Annotated in this window: 19 protein-coding genes and 2 tRNA genes; 10 read left to right on the forward strand and 11 right to left on the reverse strand. The window is 39.0% G+C overall.

Annotated features, from left to right (window positions below):
- Positions 1–2: 2 nt before the first annotated feature.
- The 3 genes from ACQ7EO_RS01245 to hisB all read right to left on the reverse strand — a co-directional run bounded on the left by ACQ7EO_RS01245 (position 3) and on the right by hisB (position 1,943).
- On the reverse strand, positions 3–539 hold the full coding sequence (locus tag ACQ7EO_RS01245; RefSeq protein WP_004725344.1) for a DUF805 domain-containing protein: 537 nt from the start codon (positions 537–539) through the stop codon (positions 3–5).
- A 193-nt stretch (positions 540–732) separates the two neighbouring features.
- Positions 733–1,350 (reverse strand): imidazole glycerol phosphate synthase subunit HisH, encoded by a 618-nt coding sequence (gene hisH, locus ACQ7EO_RS01250; protein ID WP_034612605.1) that lies wholly within the window; start codon positions 1,348–1,350, stop codon positions 733–735.
- Positions 1,350–1,943, reverse strand: a complete 594-nt coding sequence (gene hisB / locus ACQ7EO_RS01255; RefSeq protein ID WP_004725347.1) for an imidazoleglycerol-phosphate dehydratase HisB — start codon at positions 1,941–1,943, stop codon at positions 1,350–1,352. The genes hisH and hisB overlap by 1 nt, the downstream gene beginning before the upstream one ends.
- 102 nt (positions 1,944–2,045) lie before the next feature.
- Here hisB and ACQ7EO_RS01260 point away from each other — a divergent pair, with 102 nt between their 5' ends.
- The 5 genes from ACQ7EO_RS01260 to ACQ7EO_RS01280 all read left to right on the forward strand — a co-directional run bounded on the left by ACQ7EO_RS01260 (position 2,046) and on the right by ACQ7EO_RS01280 (position 5,367).
- Positions 2,046–2,423 carry a GNAT family N-acetyltransferase gene (locus tag ACQ7EO_RS01260; protein ID WP_004816597.1) on the forward strand — a complete coding sequence of 126 codons (378 nt, stop codon included), beginning with the start codon at positions 2,046–2,048 and terminating at the stop codon, positions 2,421–2,423.
- Between the two features lie 349 nt (positions 2,424–2,772).
- Positions 2,773–2,848 (forward strand) — tRNA-Phe (locus tag ACQ7EO_RS01265).
- Positions 2,849–2,980: 132 nt separating this feature from the next.
- Positions 2,981–3,056: transfer RNA gene (locus ACQ7EO_RS01270), tRNA-Phe, on the forward strand.
- A gap of 201 nt (positions 3,057–3,257) precedes the next feature.
- Positions 3,258–4,019: a class I SAM-dependent methyltransferase gene (locus tag ACQ7EO_RS01275; RefSeq protein ID WP_270383326.1), complete on the forward strand. Its 762-nt coding sequence runs from the start codon at positions 3,258–3,260 to the stop codon at positions 4,017–4,019.
- Between the two features lie 85 nt (positions 4,020–4,104).
- Positions 4,105–5,367, forward strand: coding sequence for an OmpP1/FadL family transporter (locus ACQ7EO_RS01280; RefSeq protein WP_434278731.1), 1,263 nt, complete (start codon positions 4,105–4,107; stop codon positions 5,365–5,367).
- Between the two features lie 45 nt (positions 5,368–5,412).
- On the opposite strand, the gene ACQ7EO_RS01285 is transcribed toward ACQ7EO_RS01280, so the two are convergent.
- Entirely contained in the window at positions 5,413–5,832 is a 420-nt protein-coding gene (locus tag ACQ7EO_RS01285; RefSeq protein ID WP_434278732.1) for a GNAT family acetyltransferase, read from the reverse strand.
- A gap of 213 nt (positions 5,833–6,045) precedes the next feature.
- Between ACQ7EO_RS01285 and ACQ7EO_RS01290 the strand changes: the two genes are divergently transcribed.
- Entirely contained in the window at positions 6,046–7,692 is a 1,647-nt protein-coding gene (locus tag ACQ7EO_RS01290) for a GMC family oxidoreductase (RefSeq protein ID WP_034616844.1), read from the forward strand.
- A gap of 105 nt (positions 7,693–7,797) precedes the next feature.
- On the opposite strand, the gene ACQ7EO_RS01295 is transcribed toward ACQ7EO_RS01290, so the two are convergent.
- The 3 genes from ACQ7EO_RS01295 to ompR form a co-directional block, all read right to left on the reverse strand.
- The gene (locus ACQ7EO_RS01295) at positions 7,798–9,321 is read right to left on the reverse strand and encodes an acetyl-CoA hydrolase/transferase family protein (protein ID WP_004816606.1); all 1,524 of its coding nucleotides are present in this window, start codon (positions 9,319–9,321) and stop codon (positions 7,798–7,800) included.
- A 205-nt stretch (positions 9,322–9,526) separates the two neighbouring features.
- Positions 9,527–10,987, reverse strand: a complete 1,461-nt coding sequence (locus ACQ7EO_RS01300) for an ATP-binding protein (RefSeq protein WP_004816608.1) — start codon at positions 10,985–10,987, stop codon at positions 9,527–9,529.
- A gap of 378 nt (positions 10,988–11,365) precedes the next feature.
- Positions 11,366–12,130 (reverse strand): osmolarity response regulator transcription factor OmpR, encoded by a 765-nt coding sequence (gene ompR, locus ACQ7EO_RS01305; protein WP_004816610.1) that lies wholly within the window; start codon positions 12,128–12,130, stop codon positions 11,366–11,368.
- A 183-nt stretch (positions 12,131–12,313) separates the two neighbouring features.
- On the opposite strand from ompR, the gene ACQ7EO_RS01310 reads away from it, so the two are divergent.
- On the forward strand, positions 12,314–12,733 hold the full coding sequence (locus ACQ7EO_RS01310) for a carboxypeptidase regulatory-like domain-containing protein (RefSeq protein ID WP_434278733.1): 420 nt from the start codon (positions 12,314–12,316) through the stop codon (positions 12,731–12,733).
- Between the two features lie 108 nt (positions 12,734–12,841).
- On the forward strand, positions 12,842–15,214 hold the full coding sequence (locus ACQ7EO_RS01315; RefSeq protein ID WP_434278734.1) for a Tex family protein: 2,373 nt from the start codon (positions 12,842–12,844) through the stop codon (positions 15,212–15,214).
- A 48-nt stretch (positions 15,215–15,262) separates the two neighbouring features.
- Here the strand turns inward: ACQ7EO_RS01315 and ACQ7EO_RS01320 are convergent, their stop codons facing one another.
- Positions 15,263–15,640, reverse strand: a complete 378-nt coding sequence (locus ACQ7EO_RS01320; RefSeq protein WP_004725368.1) for a MerR family transcriptional regulator — start codon at positions 15,638–15,640, stop codon at positions 15,263–15,265.
- Between the two features lie 99 nt (positions 15,641–15,739).
- On the opposite strand from ACQ7EO_RS01320, the gene ACQ7EO_RS01325 reads away from it, so the two are divergent.
- Positions 15,740–16,831, forward strand: coding sequence for an SDR family oxidoreductase (locus tag ACQ7EO_RS01325; RefSeq protein WP_434278735.1), 1,092 nt, complete (start codon positions 15,740–15,742; stop codon positions 16,829–16,831).
- 38 nt (positions 16,832–16,869) lie between these two features.
- On the opposite strand, the gene ACQ7EO_RS01330 is transcribed toward ACQ7EO_RS01325, so the two are convergent.
- Positions 16,870–17,625: an SDR family oxidoreductase gene (locus ACQ7EO_RS01330; protein ID WP_209827822.1), complete on the reverse strand. Its 756-nt coding sequence runs from the start codon at positions 17,623–17,625 to the stop codon at positions 16,870–16,872.
- A gap of 105 nt (positions 17,626–17,730) precedes the next feature.
- On the opposite strand from ACQ7EO_RS01330, the gene ACQ7EO_RS01335 reads away from it, so the two are divergent.
- Positions 17,731–18,648, forward strand: a complete 918-nt coding sequence (locus ACQ7EO_RS01335; protein ID WP_004816619.1) for a LysR family transcriptional regulator — start codon at positions 17,731–17,733, stop codon at positions 18,646–18,648.
- 29 nt (positions 18,649–18,677) lie between these two features.
- Here the strand turns inward: ACQ7EO_RS01335 and ACQ7EO_RS01340 are convergent, their stop codons facing one another.
- Together ACQ7EO_RS01340 and ACQ7EO_RS01345 are read right to left on the reverse strand one after the other, a co-directional pair.
- Positions 18,678–19,421 (reverse strand): hypothetical protein, encoded by a 744-nt coding sequence (locus ACQ7EO_RS01340; protein WP_434278736.1) that lies wholly within the window; start codon positions 19,419–19,421, stop codon positions 18,678–18,680.
- Positions 19,421–20,347 carry a DUF2167 domain-containing protein gene (locus ACQ7EO_RS01345; protein WP_434278737.1) on the reverse strand — a complete coding sequence of 309 codons (927 nt, stop codon included), beginning with the start codon at positions 20,345–20,347 and terminating at the stop codon, positions 19,421–19,423. Before ACQ7EO_RS01345 ends, ACQ7EO_RS01340 begins: the two co-directional genes overlap by 1 nt.
- Between the last annotated feature and the right edge of the window lie 211 nt (positions 20,348–20,558).

Consider the following 20,558-nt stretch of genomic DNA (forward strand, 5'->3'; position numbering starts at 1 on the left):
ATTTATTCAGATTGATTGATTTGTTGTTGATATTGCTGAAATTGTTGCGCTTGGTCAAGGTAACTTTGATATGCTGGGATTGCTGTAACTGCAAGAATTAGAATACTAATCGGGAAGATCACAATATAAATCCAAGCCAATACTTTTTCCCAACCACGAGTAATTCGAGGTGCGCCATAGTTATTTGTCCCAGCATCTCCTTTTGCACAGCTTAAATAAACAAAAAAGAATAAATTCACCAAAGGTAAAAGCATAAGAAGAGATAACCAGCCACTTTGGTTTTTGTCATGTAAGCGACGGATTGTAAAAATAAAACTGAAGTAGATCACTGCGATATAAATAATAATCGCAACTGCGCCGAGTATAAAGATGAGCGTATTTGAAGGTGAGTTACTTAAAGCTGGGATGAATAGTGCAGCGATAATACCCAGTACAAACATAGATAGACCCAACAGCATATTCCAGCCCAAATAGGATAATCGACCAAAACGTCCACTGGCACTTAAAGCTGAATCATGGGTTTGAAAATTAGAAGACATTGTTATGTTCCTAGAATGAATTAAGGTTTTTAAATCAATTTTTAAAATCAATTGTTGGATTTTTATTCAATTTGGTTGAATCATAATAAACAGACGATAAAAAATAAAGTCAAAATAGAATAAAAAAATCAAGCCAATCTCAATTGACTTGATTTTTAGAGATATAAATTGGGATGAAATTGACCTGAATAAATCAGATTTTCCATTCCACAAAGTTTTTCAGTAACTGTAAACCTGCTGTATGGCTCTTTTCAGGATGGAACTGTGTCGCAAATAAATTTTCTTTATGAATAGCCGTACAGAACTGCAAACCATAATCACATGTTGCAGCAACAAGAGAAGAGTCTTTGGGTTCGACATAATAGCTATGTACAAAGTAAAAACGGCTATCTTGATCAATATCTTTCCACATTGGATGATTTGGATCTGCCTGATGGACTTGGTTCCAGCCCATATGAGGGACTTTTAAGCCGTCCATATCTGGAAAATGTTTTACCACACCTTCAAAAATACCCAGTGCTTGAGTGCCTGCATTTTCTTCTGACGATTCAAGCAAAGCTTGCATGCCAACACAAATGGCAAGTACCGGTTTATTAAACGCAGCATGGCGCACAACCTCATCAATACCTGCTTCATGCATCCCCTGCATACAATCACGCATTGCCCCTACACCTGGAAATACGATTTTATCTGCCTGAGCGATTAATTTTGGATCATTTGTGACATCTACAGTTGCGCCAACATGTTCGAGTGCTTTGGCTGCTGAATGAAGATTTCCCATGCCATAGTCAAGAAGGGCAATACGGGTCATTACAAGGTTCCTTTCGTCGATGCAACAGTATTTTCTGCACGCGGATCAACTTCACAGGCCATGCGAAGCGCACGTGCAAATGCTTTAAAAACACTTTCAATTTGGTGATGGCTATTTTTGCCTTTTAAATTGTCAATGTGCAAAGTCATTAAAGCGTGATTTACAAAGCCTTGGAAAAACTCGGAAAATAGATCCACATCAAAACTGCCGATACGGGCGCGTGTAAATGGGATATCCATCCATAAACCTGGGCGACCTGATAAATCAACCACGACACGGCTTAAAGCTTCATCAAGTGGTGCATAGAAATGACCATAACGTTTTAAGCCTTTTTTATCACCGAGTGCTTGCGCAAATGCTTGGCCTAGTGTGATTCCACAGTCTTCTACAGTATGGTGATCATCGATTTCTAAGTCGCCATCACAATGAATATCGATGTCAAATAAACCATGACGCTTGATTTGATCAACCATATGGTCTAAAAAGGGAACACCTGTATTGAGCGTGCCTTGACCAGTACCATCAAGATTCACACGAACTCGAATTTTAGTTTCGTTGGTGTTTCTTACCACTTCACTGATACGTTGCGCCATAGACACGTTCCTCAAAAAACGTCAAAAATTAAAAGTTTGATGTAAAGATATTTCGCTGTGACGAAAGTGACAGCATATTAGATTGCTCAGGAGGGTTAATCAATGCCTATTACCGTACATGCTAAAACTTCACTAGAAAATGAAGAAGTTCGCGATCAGCTTGAGCGATTATATGACACCAGTCCCGAGTTTGGGGATGGTCATGATGCCATAGAACAACTTGAGCAAAACTTGGCTCATTATACCTTACTTTATGTCGCAGAATTTAATACAAAGATTATTGGTGCGTTATGGTGTACTGGACAAGGTGAAAGTCGGACTTTGGAAAATATTGTGGTACATCCTGCTAACCGCGGGCGTGGCGTTGCAGAGCGTTTGGTCGAAGAAGTTTGTCGTATCGAGGAAGAAAAGGGCATTAAAAACTTTGAGCCGGGCTGTGGAGCAATCCATCGTTGTTTAGCTCACTTAGGTAAAATCTAAGATGATCTTGGAGCTTTGACCAATTTAAGCAACCTGATCAGGTTGCTTTTTTATTTGGCTATTTTTCCATAACTATAAAGTTAAGCTGATCTCAGTAGCATATTGCAGTCACGACCAAAACACTTTGGGAAAAAATTAAATCGAGTTTGCAAAACTTAAAGTGAGGAAGAGTACCTTCGCTCAGCAAATTGAGCGTGCCAAAATTTGCGTTCCAAAGCTGAAAAATGTATAAAAAACAGCCTTATTTAGAATAAATAGGCGGTTTTTGTTGTAAAAATAAACTATTGAATGATTTTAGTGATTTCAATGCTTGACGACTAAACCATTAAATTGTTTAATACGCCCCATCGGCGTGATAGCTCAGTAGGTAGAGCAACGGATTGAAAATCCGTGTGTCCCCAGTTCGATCCTGGGTCTCGCCACCATATTTAAAATCTTTGAGATTTCAATCCCTGATCCCATCAGGGATTTTTTTTGGGTAAAAAATATTCGGTTGAATAAAAAAGTCATGATTTTTATTGACTATTGAACTGAGATACGGCTTAATACACCGCATCGGCGTGATAGCTCAGTAGGTAGAGCAACGGATTGAAAATCCGTGTGTCCCCAGTTCGATCCTGGGTCTCGCCACCATATTTGAAAAGCCTCAAACATTGTTTGGGGTTTTTTATTGCCTGTTTTTTATCTTCAATTCAGAAATTGATGTTTATCATTAAAACAGCATGTCATTTTGAATGCGTAAATTGAACTCATTGTCTTACAAAATATCTTGCCATGGACTATAAATATCGTAAGATAAACCTTTGGTAAGTGAAATAGATTGTTATAAGAACAATGAAAGATTTATTTTCATCAGGCAGCCAGCTTTATCAGCAAGCTCGACCGAGTTATCCGCAAGAAGTGGTTCAGGAAATTTTAAATCATGTTCCAGAGCGCGGTTTTGCTTGGGATTGTGGTGCGGGTTCAGGTCAATTTACTCAATTGCTTAGCCCTTATTTCGATCATGTTGTTGCAACAGATATGAGCGAAAAACAATTAAACCTTGCGCCTTATTTTGACAATGTCAGCTATCAAGTCCAGTCTGCTGAACAGACTTCATTTACAGCACAGAGTTTTGATTTGATTTCAGTGGCTCAGGCCATTCATTGGTTTGATTTTGATGGCTTTTATAAAGAAGTTGAACGCACATTAAAACCACAAGGTATTCTTGCTGTGATCGGTTATGGCTTAATTCATGTCGAAAATGCAGCCATCAATACCATGATTCAAAGCTTATATGCTGAAAAACTAGATGGTTATTGGGATGTGGAGCGCCGTTATATCGATGAAGAATATAAAACCATTCCCTTTCCTTTTGATGAAATAAACGTTGCTGAGTTTAAGATGCAGTATCAGTGGTCTTCTGCACAACTGTTAAAGTATTTATCTACTTGGTCTGCAATTAAACACTATTGCGAAAGAAATCAGGATCATCCATTACTTGATCTAGCTGAAGCATTAACCAGCGAGCTTGCAGATTTGACCATCACATTCCCAGTTTTTTTAAGAGTGGGTAAAATTAAAAAATCAAAGAAAAAATGCTTTATGCACAAATAAAATAAGGATCGCATTTTATCTTTGATTACAACAGATATAGCTAACAATATACTTACTTATATATTATTTAAAAGTAAGATAAATCATGAAAGCTCCAGTTAAAATATTATCCATTGCTGTATGGCTATCGGCATTCAGTTCTACCGCTTTTGCAACGACAGGCTATTTTATGCATGGCTATGGGGTAAAAGCCCAAGGCAATGCAGGGACTTCAATCGCTCAATTTCAAGATGCATTAACGATTGCCAATAACCCAGCAGGCTTAAGCTGGATTGGTGATCGTATTGATGTCGGTGCAACCGTGTTTTCACCTGATCGTTCAGCTGAGATTACCGCGAATCAAATGCCACACAACGCCAATGGTCGATATGATGGCAATGGACGCAAATACTTTGTACTCCCAGAGCTTGCATTCAACCATCAAATCAATGACCAAGTTGCTTTAGGTTTAGCAATATATGGGAATGGTGGAATGAATACGGGGTATAAAAATAATCCATTTGCAGCATTTGGCAACAGTGGAACAGCAGGAGTGGATTTAACCCAGGTTTTCATTACTCCAGCAGTTGCTTGGAAATATACAGAAAATCAATCTATCGGCATTGCAACCAATATTCTCTATCAACGTTTTGAAGCACGGGGAATTGCTGGGTTTAGCGGATTTTCAGCCGATGCTTCAAATTTAAGCAATCGTGGTAAGGATTCTGCGACTGGCATTGGTGCACGTATTGGTTGGGCTGGAAAATTCTTTGATCAACGTTTAACCTTAGGCGCAAATTATTCTTCAAAAATTAATGCAGATCGCTTTGATCGATATCGTGGATTATTTGCTGAACGAGGTGACTTTGATGTTCCTGAAAGTTATGGTGTGGGTGCAGCTGTCAACATCACACCTCAATTAACAGTGGCTGCGGATATACAACGAATTAACTATTCGGATGTGAAATCGGTAGGAAATCCTTTTGATCTTGCACAATTACAACAAGGTCATGCTTTTGGTACATCACAAGGGCCAGGATTTGGCTGGAATGATATCAATATCTATAAACTGGGTGTGTCTTATCAAGCCCATCCAAAACTCACACTAAGAGCTGGTTATAGTCATAATGATCAACCGATTCCAGACAGTGAAGTGTTTTTAAATATTCTTGCTCCTGGGGTAATTCAAGACCACCTCAGCGTGGGTGCAACTTGGAATCTCGATCAACATCAAGAAATCAGTATTGCCTATACACATGCCTTGGAAGATGAAGTAAAAGGCAAAATTTCCCCTGCGTTTGGTGGGGGTGAAGCGAAACTCAAAATGAGTCAGGACATTTTAGGGCTGTCGTATGGCTATAAATTCTAAGTTTTTCTGTCAATTGCCATGAAAGCAGATGGATTCGACAGATTTTTAATCTGCAATAAGACGTTTACCCAAACACACGACTTCGATTTCTTCATAGCCGAGTTGCTCATAAAAGCTTTGCACATCAATATTATCCTTACGGATTAACAGTTGCAGTTTGGGGCAACCTAATGCAACTAAACGCTTTTCAAGTTGTTGTATCAATGCCGTTGCAACACCATTACGTTGATCATGGGGATGGACAGCAAGATAATTGACCCAGCCCCGATGCCCATCATAGCCCCCCATAACCGTAGCGATCAATTGATCATCTTTGACCGCCAATAGAAACAATCCGTCTTTTTGTGCGACTTTACGGAAGATATCAATTTCTGGGTTGTTCCAAGGACGGGTTAAATCGCAGACTTCCCACAGTGCGATGACTTCGTCTAAATCGGTTTCCTGAAACTGTCTGATAATAAACATAGAATTTTTATCTCTTGTTTTTTAAAACAATCTTTACAGCAGATTAATATAAAAAACCGCAGTTGATAAGTTTATTTTTTAGACAATGCGTAAATACTTTTTGCTGAGTTTGTTAACTTATAAAAACGTTATAGGCTGAGAATAGTGATTTTTTATTGATTGAAAGTGTGCATAATAATAGAGGCATAATTTAAAACAAAAAAGGAACTTCACGTGAATAAACAGGAATTTGATTATATTATTATCGGTGGTGGAAGCTCAGGCTGTGTGTTGGCTGGGCGTTTATCAGAAAACCCGCAAGTTTCTGTTTGTCTGCTTGAAGCTGGGGGCTCAGGAGAGGGTTGGAAAGTAGAAGTTCCTTGTGCAGCAGTGATTAGCATTCCAACCAAGATCAATAACTGGGCCTTTGAAACTGTACCGCAAAAGGGCTTAAATGGTCGTAAAGGTTATCAGCCTCGTGGAAAATGCTTAGGTGGTTCGTCGGCAATTAATGCCATGGTGTATATCCGTGGACATCGACAAGATTATGATGATTGGGCAGCCTTAGGCAATACTGGTTGGTCATATGATGAGGTCTTGCCTTATTTTATTAAGTCTGAAAATAACCAAAGAATTAAAAATCAATATCATGGCAATGCTGGACCACTTTCAGTTATTGATTTACGCAGTGATAATCCCTTACAGCAAAAATATATCGCAGCTGCCAAAGAGCAGGGTTATCGAATTCTGGATGACTTCAATGGAGAAGAGCAGGAAGGTTTAGGCGTTTATCAAGTGACCCATATTAATGGGGAGCGTTGTAGTTCCGCGCGGGCTTATTTATTTCCACATCGAGATCGTAAAAACTTAACGGTGGAAACCCATGCACAGACTCAGCGAATCTTGATTGAAAATGGCGTGGCTGTTGGGGTGGAATACAAGCAAGGCGGTCAGCTGAAACAAATCTTTGCACGTCGAGAAGTGTTATTGAGTGCGGGAGCGATGCAGTCGCCACAGATTCTGATGCTGTCAGGTGTTGGTGACCAACAAGAACTTGCGCAACATGGCATTGAGGTAAAACAACACTTGCCTGGTGTGGGTAAAAATTTTCACGATCATCCTGATTTTATTTTTGGTTATAAAGTCAGTGAAATTCAAGGCACCTTTGGCTTATCTATTCCAGGTTCAATTGATTTATTTAAACAAATTGGACGTTATCGTAAAGAACGCCGTGGTTTGTTGACTACGAATTTTGCTGAATGTGGCGGCTTTATTAAAAGTTCAAATGAGCAAAGTCTACCGAATTTACAATTACATTTTGTGATTGCACTGGTGGATAACCATGCACGAACCATGCACACAGGGCATGGTATTTCTTGTCATGTCTGCCTTTTAAATCCAGTCAGTCGTGGTTCGATTAAGATAAGTGGGCCAAGTATCGATGATCCTTTATTGATTGATCCGAATTTTTATGGTGAAGAATCTGATTTAGAAGAAATGGTAAAAGGCTTTAAACTCACTCAGAAATTAATGCAATCTGATGCTTTTAAAAGCATGATTAAAGAAGATTTATTTACAGCCACGGTAAAAACAGATGAGGACATTCGCCAAGTTTTAAGAGATCGCTCAGATACCGTTTATCACCCTGTGGGAAGTTGTAAAATGGGGGTAGACGATATGGCTGTGGTTGATCCACGGTTACGCGTTTATGGTATTCAAAACCTGCGTGTGGTCGATGCGTCAATCATGCCAAAAGTGGTGAATGGCAATACCAATGCCCCTGCAATTATGATTGCAGAGAAAGCGGTTGAGATGATTAATCAGGACCAAGCTGGTGTGGCGTTTATTGAAAAGAAAGATAAAGTGCGTGTTGCAATCTGAGTCTTTAGATATTTAAAAAATCAGTGGGTGGGCATTCAAACCCAAATAAGCCCATAAAAAAACGCCCTGAAGGGCGTTTTTACTTTTTACATCAGATTTAAAATCTTATGCAGATTTTTTAGCTTGATCTTCTAAAGAAGCAAGCATATGGCCTGTTTCTTCAAAGTTATAATGCCAAGAAAGTGCTTCGCGAAGAATATGCGGCGTTTGACCGCCTTTTTCACATGCACGATCAAAGTAATCATTCAATGCATCACGATACATTGGGTGAGCACAGTTGTTGATGACTGCACGAGCACGTTCACGAGGCGCTAAACCACGTAAGTCAGCAAGACCTTGTTCAGTCACGAGAATATCAACATCATGCTCAGCATGGTCGATATGTGAAGCAAATGGAACAACAGAAGAGATGTCGCCACCTTTTGCAATTGATTTGGTCACGAAGATTGCTAAATGTGCATTACGTGCGAAATCACCTGAACCACCAATACCATTCATCATCTTGGTACCGCAGACATGGGTCGAGTTGACGTTGCCGTAAATATCGAACTCAAGTGCAGTATTGATCCCGATGATGCCTAAGCGGCGAACCAATTCAGGATGGTTTGAAATCTCTTGTGGACGTAGAACCAGTTTGTCTTTGTATTGTTCTAGGTTGTTAAATACTTTTTCGCCATATTTAGCAGAAAGGGTAATTGATGAACCTGAAGCAAACTTCATTTTACCCGCATCAATCAATTCGAAAGTACAGTCTTGCAGTACTTCTGAATACATCACCAAATCTTCAAAGTTAGAATCTTTAAGACCGGTTAATACCGCATTGGCAATCGAACCGATGCCTGCTTGTAAAGGACCAAGATTCGAAGGTAAACGACCTTCTTCAACTTCTTTTTCAAAGAATGCGATTAAGTGGTTGGCAATACCTTGAGTTTCATCATCTGGTAGTGTCACTGTTGATGGAGAGTCATGATATTCGTTGTTAATTACGATACCCACGATTTTTGCAGGATCAATATTGATTGCAGGTGTACCAATACGTTGATCAACATGCGTCAAAGGAATTGCTTGACGTGTTGGGCGGTAAGTTGGGATATAAATATCGTGTAAGCCTTCAAAAGCAGGGCTTAAGTTGGTGTTGATTTCAACAATCACTTTTTCAGCAAAAATTGCAAAGCTTGCAGAGTTACCCACAGATGTTGTTGGAATGATGCCACCATCTTCAGTAATCGCAATCGCTTCAATCACCGCAACATCAGGTTTTTTCAACTGAAGATTACGCATTTGCTCAACAGTTTCAGACAAATGCTGATCGATGAACATCACTTCACCGTTGTTGATAGCTTTACGTAAAGTGTTATCGACTTGGAATGGTAAACGACGCGCAAGTACACCAGCTTCAGTTAATTGTTTGTCTAGGTCATTACCTAAACTTGCACCTGTGATTAAAGTAATCTTCAACGGATTCACTTTGGCTTGTTTTACCAGCGCTAAAGGTACAGCTTTTGCTTCACCTGCACGAGTAAATCCACTCATCCCCACAGTCATCCCATCTTGGATAAAAGTTGCAGCTTGTTCTGCGCTCATGACTTTGTCATGGAGAGATGCTAAACGAATACGATCTAAAGACATGGTTTACGCTCAATTCTTGTTCAAAACTAGACGGATTGTACCGCCCTCAAACTGAATTGTGCATGCCTCTAATGCTAAGGTCTAATTTTTTCAATAAATGCAGGTATAAATTCTGATGATGGTTTTTAAGTTATTATTTATTAATAAAATAATGATAGCTGTTTGTTAAATAAACAAAGTTAAGTGTTGGTTTATTGAGCAATCACTAAAAGTGATCACTCAAGCTTTGTTTGATTTTTTGAATTGGATTTGTAGGTATCGGTTCTTCCTCAACTTTTATTGAAGTTGGTAGTGAAATGATGGCTTGTAAGCCGCCTTCAGGACGGTTGGAAATCAACAGTTCACCTTGATGAATATCAACAATTCGTTTGACAATGGCCAAACCTAAACCACTCCCTTGCACTGTACGTGCAGCATCACCACGGACAAAAGGCTGCATAAGTCCTTCAATTTGGTCTTCGGGAATTCCTTCACCATTGTCTGCTACACAGATTTTAATATGCTCATCTTCTACAAAAGCACTGAGTTCAATGGGTTCTGCACCATAGCGTTTTGAATTGTTGATGAGATTACCAATCAAACGTTTTAACGACAGTGAGCGAGCAGTAATGACGGGTAATTCTTGCGGCGTGAACTGAATATCTAAGGGTTTAAACTGAATGATCAGTTCTTGTAGCAAAGCATTGATATTGGTGTCTTGAAGCTCTTCATCTGAGCCATCACGCATATAGGAAATAAACTGGCTTAAAATGGCATCCATATCATCGACATCATAAATCAAACCTTCTTTTAAGAAGTCATCATCAGACATCATCTCTGCACTTAAACGGATCCGTGTTAGCGGTGTTCTTAAATCATGCGAGATACCTGCCAACATGATTTGGCGATCACGTTCAGTTTGTTCAAGTGTATAGATCATCTGGTTAAAAGCTTGGTTTACCTCACGGATTTCTTGTGGTCCATGATTGGTTTCCAAGTAGGGTGCTTTCCCTGTTTTACTGTAGCTATTCGCAGCATGTTGTAAGCGACGTAACGGGCGATTAAGCTGTCTGACCAGTGTCAGGATGATCGCCGCAGCAATCAGTGGAATACCCAATAACCAAGCTAAAATGAGTTCAGGACTATAGTTGGCATAGGTATTCAGAGGTTCACGGACCCAATTGCCATTCATTTCAGGGGTTTGGACCCAAATGCGCGGACTGGGTTTAAACTGGAAATAAACCGTCACATCTTTGATTTTTAATTCTTCTGCAAGCTGATTCTCAATGCGATTGGTAAAGAAATCCGCAATAATTTTGTCTTTTACATTTGGGTATTCTTTGGGATCTGTAACATATTCGACCCCAACCCGTTGCTTTAACCATTCGTCAATATCGAGTTGGATCTCGTCATGGTAAATCTGTAAGCGCGGATTATTGACCATTTCCAGCTCAACCGCCAAAAAACGTGCATGCTGTTGAATTTCAGGTAAATAAAGTGTTTTCCAGAAAAACCACAATGACATAAATAGGCTAAAGAACACCACGAATACCACCAATACCGTAGTACGCATTGCTGCCGAACGCGGTTTAACTTTATCGAGGAAGCGTTCCCAAGGTGTACGTTTGCGTTCTTTGTAGCTGACAAAGTCGGTAAATTCTTGTGGGTCTATGGGTTCTAATTTCACAGGAGCATTCCAATCTGTGCGATATTGTTAATCTATGGATTTCAGTTTAAAGGATGGCAGATTTATCGCAATATTAAAAATGTTAGGTTACTCGGTTTTAACTTATTTATGGTCATAAATACTCGGATTTAAAATATTTTAAACTCAACAAAATAAGAGGTGCATGGCATTGAGGTCACACCGTTTTTGTAGAATCGCCAAATATGCTTATATTTAAAATACCAGTGAAATCATCAGTAAAGCGTCGCTCTAGGGCAAAGCCATCAAGACTATTGTTTTGGATAAATAAATATGGATAAAAAAATACTGGTCACATGCAAAACCAAATATGTGACCAGTACTTTTGAAACTGATTCATGCTATCGAATCAAGATCTATTTATTCAGCACCATCTGGAACGAACACATAACCTACGCCCCAAACTGTTTGAATATAACGTGCACGTGCAGGGTTTTCTTCAATCAAGCGGCGTAAGCGGGAAACCTGAACATCGATTGAACGTTCCATAGCACCCCATTCACGACCACGTGCAAGATTCATCAGCTTGTCACGTGTTAATGGTTCACGTGGATGCTGAACTAATGCCTTCAAGACCGCAAACTCACCTGTGGTTAATGTGACCACTTGCCCTTCACGTGTCAGGGTACGTGTTGATAAATCTAAAGACCAAGGGCCGAAAGACACAACTTCTACGTTTTGACTTGGTGCACCTGGAACTTCACGAACCTGACGACGCAGTACGGCACGAATACGTGCTAATAACTCATTTGGATTAAATGGTTTTGGCAAATAATCATCTGCACCAGCTTCTAAGCCAGCAATACGGTCAGAGTCACTGCCTCGTGCGGTCAGCATAATGACAGGTGTATCTATATTTGATGAGCGTAAACGTCTACAAATACTTAAACCATCTTCTACAGGAAGCATAAAGTCTAAAACGATGAGTGAAAATAACTCACGTTGTAATAGGCGATCCATCTGCGTTGCGTCGTGGGCCGTTTTTACCACAAAGCCTTTATCTTCAAGGAAACGCTGTAAAAGGGTACGTAAACGCACATCATCATCGACCACTAAAATGCGTTCGACACGGTCAGTTTCGTTTTGTACGATATCTGTATTTTCAGCAGGTACAACCAAACTCATGATGTACTCCCTTAATGTTGTAAATTATAAATATTCGTCAATCTCAGTATACTGCCTAAGCTCTTGTTAAGACTATGTATCAAATTGCTCAAAAATACAATTTTCAGGCTGTTTTGAAACCAAAAAACAACATCTATAACGATTTGAGATGATTCTATGTTTATAAATAAAAAGATATACCATATGCAAATGAAAGTTTTATGTATTTTGGCAATAAGTTTTGCTTTAAGTGCATGTATTAGCCGACTTTCCAGACCTGAAATCTCAGGACAAGTGATTGACCAATTTGACCAACCGATTGGTCAGGTCCAAGTCGGTGAAACGCAAACCGACATGCAAGGCAACTTTCGACTCAAGGAGCGACGCTATGCTGCATTTTTGCTGAAAGAAATCATGTATATGGAGGCGCCGCCAATATTTGTACAAGAACGGCTAAATAAACAGGGTTATCAGCCGTGTGATTTGCAATATTTCAATTCTCATGGCGGTGGACAGCGCAAAGGTGCACAGTGGAAAGTTGGAAAAATTATTTTACAAAGCAATTTAAATACAGCAAAGCAGGATGAAATACCCGATTGCACTGTAAAAACTCAAGAAAAATGATCTTTTATCACTTTTTTCACTGCTAATTTGCAAAACAATTGTGGATTTTATGGTCTTGGTCTTTATAATCACTAACTTTTAGTCCTTATCCTTGTGGAATTAAACACGATGACTGACTTAGTTCAGCAGTTGGCAAGTGAACTTGCCGTACGTCCAAACCAAGTAGAAGCTGCCATTAAACTGATAGATGAAGGCTCTAGTGTTCCATTTATTGCACGTTACCGTAAAGAAGTAACGCAAGGCTTAGACGACATCCAATTACGCCAACTTGATACACGCCTTGTTTATCTACGTGATTTATTTGAACGCCGTGAAAAAGTAATCGAATCATTAAAAGAACAAAATAAGCTCTCTGATGACTTACTTGCTCGGGTCAATGGCGCTGAAACAAAAAATGCATTAGAAGAACTTTACGCACCGTACCGTCCAAAACGTACCAGTAAATCATTCAAAGCAAGAGAAGCAGGATTAGGGGGATTTGCTGAGAAAATTATCGCAGAGCAAATTGATCCGACTGAAGCTTTGGCTGGTTTTAGCCATGAAGAATACCCAGATGTTGAAAGCCAATTAGACGCGATTCAACACATCATCATTGATGACTGGGCACAAAATATTTCACTAACCACAGAACTTAAATCAACATTTGCCAAAACAGCGATGTTAAAGAGTTTAGTGGCATCTGATGAGAAAAAAGAAGTCGGTAAGAAATTCCGTGATTACTTTGATTTCTCTGAAAATTTAAATAAAGTGCCTTCGCATCGTTTATTGGCAATGCTACGTGGCCGCCAAGAAAATGTATTGGGACTTAAAGTTGATGGTGATGATCATGCACCACTTGCACGTATTGAAACTGAATACGCGCTTGAAAGTGTGCAACCACAAGCACGTCAAGATTTCTTAAAGCAAATTGCAAAACTGTTTTGGTTAGGTAAAATTCGCCCAACGATTGAGCATTCTTTGTTGACTGAAAAGCGCCTTGCAGCTGAATCAGAAGCAATGGACGTGTTTGCAGAAAACTTACGTCATTTGTTGCTTTCTGCACCTGCAGGTTCACGTACAACTTTAGGTGTTGACCCTGGTATTCGTACAGGGGTGAAACTGGCGGTTGTTTCAAATTCAGGTGATGTGCTTGCACATAGCACGATTTATCCATTTGCACCAAAAGAAGATAAAGCCGGCTCGATTGCTGAACTTGCACGTCTTTGCCGTGAATTTAATGTGGATTTAATCGCGATTGGCAATGGTACTGCGAGTCGTGAAACTGAAGCTGTTGTTGCAGAAATGATGGCTGAAAATGCAGATCTTACATTAACGCGGGTTTCAGTAAGTGAAGCGGGCGCATCTGTTTACTCTGCATCAGAATTGGCTTCTGCTGAACTGCCTGAGCTTGATGTTGCGATTCGTGGCGCTGTTTCAATTGCACGTCGCTTACAAGATCCATTGGCTGAACTGGTAAAAATTGACCCTAAATCTATCGGTGTAGGTCAATATCAGCATGATGTGAATCAAATCAATTTGGCAAAAACATTAGATGCTGTGGTTGAAGACTGTGTGAATGCGGTAGGTGTAGATGTAAATACAGCCTCTCCAGCAATCTTGGGCTATATCGCAGGTTTAAATAAAGCCATTGCGCAGCAAATTGTAGATTACCGTAAAGAAAATGGTCGTTTTGACAATCGTCAAGCATTGAAAAATGTACCACGTTTAGGCGAGCGTACCTTTGAGCAAGCTGCTGGTTTCTTACGTATTCAAGATGGTTCAGAACCTTTAGATGCATCATCTGTTCACCCTGAATCGTATGGTTTGGTCAACAAAATTGTTGAAGCAAAAGCGACCACAGTGAAAGATATCATTGGTAATACTGAAATTATTCGTCAAGTGAAAGCAGAAGATTTTGCTGACGACAAATTTGGTCTACCCACAATTCAAGACGTGTTAAGCGAGTTGGAAAAACCAGGTCGTGACCCTCGTCCAGAATTCCGTACAGCAAAATTCCGTGAAGATATCACTGAAGTCAGTCAATTGACTGAAGGAATGCAGCTTGAGGGTGTGATTACCAATGTGACTAACTTCGGTGCATTCGTCGATGTTGGTGTACATCAAGATGGTCTAATACATATTTCAGAACTTGCCAATGAATTTGTTTCTGATCCACATAAAGTGGTGAAACCAGGGCAAATCGTACAAGTACGTGTATTGACTGTAGATGCTGAGCGAAATCGTGTGAATTTATCGATGCGCCCAGAAGGTTCGGAAGCACCAGCTAAAGCACCACGTCAAAAGCGTGAGTTCAATAACAATGAACAACGTGGTGAGCGTAAGCCTCAGGGTAAACGTCCACAACAAGGTCGTCCAAACCATGACAATAAAGACAAAGCACCACGTCATGACAAGAAACCACAAGCTGCTAAACCTCAAGAAAACAAAATTGGTGGTTTAGGTGCATTGTTATTACAAGCAGGGATTAAAGGGTCTAAATAAGCCTTAATTTCTCAAAAAAAAACCGCCGTAAGGCGGTTTTTTTATGGATTAGACAATTGCAGAAAGATCACAATCTTTTTTAAATGGACATGCTTCTCCGACCACAAGATTTTCAAGTAGATTCTGAATATTCTGTAATTGGAGAATTTTTTCACCAATGACACTGAGCTTGTCTTTTAAAATCATATGAAATTGTTCTGCTGGAATTTCATTGACGTTGACCAAGTCTAAAATCTGTTTAATTTCAGCCAAAGTAAAACCTAAATTTTTAGCGACTTGAATCAGTTGTAATTGCTGTAAGTCTTGTTTTGAATAATCCTTATAACCATTATTTCGTGTCAATGGGCGGATAAGATCAAGCTTTTCATAAAAACGAATGGTATCCCGACTGAGATTTAATTGCTCTGATAATTCACCGATTAACATCACTTGCTCCAAATTTTATGTATTTGCAAGAAACACTTGACTGTGGAGTGTACTCCATCCTTTAGCTTAAGTGCGAGCATATAAAGGGTGTATAAAGTGATGCAAAATAATCAAAGTGTAGAAAAAGTTGCCTTGGTGGTTGGGGCAACAGGGTTTATTGGTAAATTTCTTGTAGCACGATTACTTCAAAGCAATGACCAAGTTTTTGCCTTGTGTCGTCGTCTCAATCAGCAAGAGCCGAATTTGAGAACGTGGCTGGAAAAACAAGGAATAAACCATCAAAAATTATTCTGTCTACAAGGCGATGTTACCTTGCCTGATTTGGGTATTTCAGTTGAAGATTGGAAACGGCTTGCTGAGGTAAATTATTTATTTAATACCAGTGCATTATTTGCATGGAACCTTTCGATACAACAGGCAAGGGAAGTCAATGTTAAGGGCTTAATCAATTTACTTGAATGCGTAAACGAGCATTGCCAATTGAAACGGGCAATTCATCTTTCTGGCTATATGTTGACACTCACTCAGCACTTACAAGATGCTGGAGTCTGTTTAGAAAATATCGAGAGTACGAATTGGAGGCGGGTGTATCAAAAACTGGGTGCGTATGAGGCTTCTAAAATTGAAGCTCATTTTGCGTGGGTGAAATGCGCTCAACAGTTGAACATTGACTGGACAGTGATTCATCCTGCAACAGTGGTAGGGGATGAAAATTCTGGTGAAATTGCAGGCAACCAGCCAATTGCTCACCTGATTACCCAACTTAAACAGGGTAAAATGACCGCAATTCCTGCAACCCCTCAGCATTATTTACCTTTGGTTTCCGTGACAATGTTGGTCAATGCGATATGCAAAGCATCTCAGGATCAACTTGCAATTCATCAAGCTATATTGATTGCCAATCCTACTCAGATTTCTTTACAAGCGCTTATTCACAATGCAGCTCACAGATTAAATCTAAAAGCACCGCAATATTTCGTCTCGCTGAGCATTTTAAAAGTGATTTTAAAATGGAAGTGGCTTGCTCAAAAGCTGGATCTATCTGCTGAGATGTTGAATTTCATCCGAACTGAGCAATTAAATATGGATCAATTTTTAACATTAAATCAGAAATGGCAAATACCAGAAACCAATCTTAAACAGAGCATTGCACTGACTGTAGAATGGGTGGATCGGAATCATCAGATCTAGCAATAAATTGCCCATTTCAATAAATGGGCAATTTATGATTATCGTGTCGTATAACCACCATTGGCAAAAATAGTCTGACCTGTAATCCACCAACCCTCTGTCACTAAAAAACGTACCAAAGGTTCAATATCTTCAATCTTGGTTAGACCACCCAGTGCAGAGGCAGATTTATGATAGGCCACCGCTTCAGGTGCTTCTTGACCATAGAAAAATGGTGTATCCATTGGACCGGGTGCAACAGCAGTGACGGAAATACCACGATCGCCGTACTCTTTCGATGCTGCACGTGTATAGTGTTCGACAGGTGCTTTTAAGCCTTCATAGGTTGAATATAATCCTGTATAAGCTGCTAAAAGACTGGTCACGATAGAACAAATTTTTCCACCATTGTTAAGATGTTTACCCGCAGACTGAATGAAGAAATAGGCAATTTTATTGTTAATGTCATTCATCGAATCAAACTCTTGTTCAGTTGTTTCAATCAATGGTTTTTTGAGTACTCGCCCTACGGTATTAATCGCGATATCGACACCACCAAAGATTTCTTTGGCTTTGATGAACAATGTTTCGATATTTTGAATATTAGAGAGGTCTGCTTGTATCAAAGTCGCATTAACGCCAAGTTGTTCAACGGCTTTGAGTGTTTCTTCTGCATCTTTTTGGGTTTCTAGGCTGTTGTAGTGAATGACAAGATTTGCACCTTGTTCTGCAAATTTACGTGCGATCAGACCACCTAGGTTTTTAGCGCCACCTGTAATAATCACTGTTTTGTCTTTTAAATTGTGCTGTGCCATTGTTATTTTCCAGTTTTGATAAATGATGCTGAAATTCTAAAAGCTATTTTTTATTCTAAATAGTGATTAGAATCGAATAGATTGTTTGAAAAAATTGAATAATAAATGGATAAAATTGAACGGCTAAAAATTTTTTGCTTAGTTGCAGAAAAGCATTCATTTGCCCAAGTTGCTAAAGCACTGGATCTGCCACGTTCAACAATTACCTATGCAATACAAGGCTTAGAAAAAGAATATCAAGTATTGTTGTTTAATCGGACCACGCGAAAAGTTAACTTAACCAATGATGGGGTTCAGTTTCTTAAAGAAGTTCAACAATTGATTTTTCAGGCTGAAGGGCTGAATAAGTTTAAATTAAAAAATCGCCAATATAAGGGGCAAGTTAAAATTGGCTTACCATTAAGAATTGCAACCCAATATCTTCTCCCTTATCTGCATGAATTTTATGCAAAATACCCCAATATTAAAGTCTCAATTTATAGCCACGATCATTATTCAGATTTAATTGAACAACGACTAGATTGTGTGCTTCGTGTTGGAAATGTGATGAATGAAAATCTAATTGTGAGACCCATCGCAAACGTTGATTTATATACGGTTGCTGCTCCAGAATATTTAAATACATTGGAGAACGCTCTAGAAACAGCGCCGTTAAATCAGCATATTATGATTGGTTATCAAATGAAAAATATGGATTCAGATTTTGGAAGTCTGGTATTTAAAGATAGCCAGATCAAACTTCCTTACCAACTTTCAGTTGAGGATACCGAAAGTTATTTACATGCGGGCTTGCAAGGGTTGGGGATTATCCAGATTCCAGCTTTTGATGCAATCCCGTTTATCGAGACCAAAAGATTAACCCGAATATTTGAGCAAGAAGCATGCTTAAAAATACCCATTAATTTTCTTTTTTTAGAAAGAAAATATCGACCCGTATATTTTCAATTCTTTATTGATTGGTTAGAGAATTTATTGAAACAGAAGCTTGCGAATCATACTGAGCTGTTGTCGTTTAAATCGTGAAAATTGTTGCTGAGTAATAGTTTCGGTACTCAAGGTGGGCTTAATAGATTGGTCAGGTAGTTTTGTTTAAGTGTTAATTGTTCAATGACCACTTGTTCTGAGTCATGATTATTTTTGAGTAATTCAATATCCGCAATCGTTTGAGACAACAAGGCTTGAAAATCATCTGCTTGTAATAGATGTTGAGAGAGGGTAATTGCATCTGTCTTAAAATCATAATTTAGACTAATTTTTTGCAGGAGGTTTAATGCAAAAGGCGGACAAAGTAGCGCATCGATGAAAAGATAGCTGAATTTTAAGTTGGACAAGTATAGTTGTTTTCGTCGAACAAAAATCCAAGTGATATTGATCAGGTTAATCGCATAAATGCATAGGATTAAAATTGCTAAATATAGATAACTGCTTTTATAAATCAACGCAATAGGTAATAAAACCAGTGTTAACACTGTATTTAAATAAATCATCGGCTGCAACGGTTTTAAGATCTTTTGTAGATTTAGAATAGCCCCGATCTCGTTGTCCGCAACTTGTTGCTGGTCTTGATGATGGGTCAGTTGCCAGCGAACTTTAAAGCATAAATAATGTGGGCAAAATGGCTGAGGAATAATCAGAAATTTTTTGAAGATGCTGATGTGATTGACCAGCATCTGTGACTTAAACTTTGTGGTAAAACCGTTGAGAAGATAAAATTCATTATAGAAACAAAGTTTAGCCGAATCATAGAGATAAAATCCGACTAAACCCAAAATAATAAGATAATCAAATGCGATCATTATTCTTTATTTCTTTTAAAAATCTTCCCGATAAAACCAATGCAAGCAGCAACGCCAACAAGGATAAACTTCCAAGTCGCTGCAAAGAAAGCAGCAATGACCGCCCAAAAACCTTTTTTAGTCGCAACGGCGGCAGCACCACCTACCACTAAAGCGGCTAGACCATATTCTGCTACTTTGTCGCCTGCTTGGAATTCGGTATAACGTTCGCCTGAGTTATATTGGAAGCCTTTGATGGAGTTTTTAAAGGCTTGAATATTTCTATCTAGATTTTCAGGATCAGATACCAAGGTTGCACTCATTACACCGGTACGCCCCAGAAGACGTACGGTATAGTTTATGGTTTCCATATTATCTTCACCACGGACTTTTAATGCCCATTCAAGATGTTTAGATTCAGGATCATATTTTGGAGGGACAGCCCAACTATCTGTATAAAGTTTATCAAGCCCTAAACGCACACGTTCAGCATTGGCTGCTTCATCATAAGATTTTAATTCTTTTAACAATGCATCAGCATCAATTTTCTCATCATCTTTGACGTAGCCTGACGGTTCAAAGTCAAAGGTCGCCCACCATGAATCATCCTCTGCGACGAGTACATTGGTACTGCCTGAAGTGAGATTACCAGTAAGCTCTAAAAATTTATCTGAATTTGAAATATCAAGAAAACCATCACCTTTGATTGTGTTTAGGGTGGCGACATCAGCAAGATTTTCCTTTTTGGGTCCAATTTGCCAATTCAGTTTGGAATACGGGCTTTCTTGCTGGGTTTGTGTACTTTGGTCAGGTGTCGTGCTTTGTTCTGTTGTGGTCGTTTCCGCATAACTATAAACAGGTATGAGTGTACTTGTGCTTAAACTTAGACAAAGCAAAACGGCATAGGTAACAGGTTGAAGCTTTAAGTTAAATTGTTTTTTTAACATGGTGGTCTCATTTTCTAATTGGTTATGTCTCTGATTATTTGAATAGCTTCGTGTTGTTAAATTTAAAATCAATGATTTTTTCTTTAATATTGAATGCGTGAAGTTATTCTTAGTGCTTAGTTTTTCTAATATTATTTTATTTATTCAAGATTTTCAATGTCTGTATTTGAACGGATAGTCTACTCAGTTGAATATCCGTTCAATGGCTTAA

This window comes from Acinetobacter sp. CE-15, assembly GCF_051059255.1.
Lineage (GTDB): Bacteria > Pseudomonadota > Gammaproteobacteria > Pseudomonadales > Moraxellaceae > Acinetobacter > Acinetobacter guillouiae.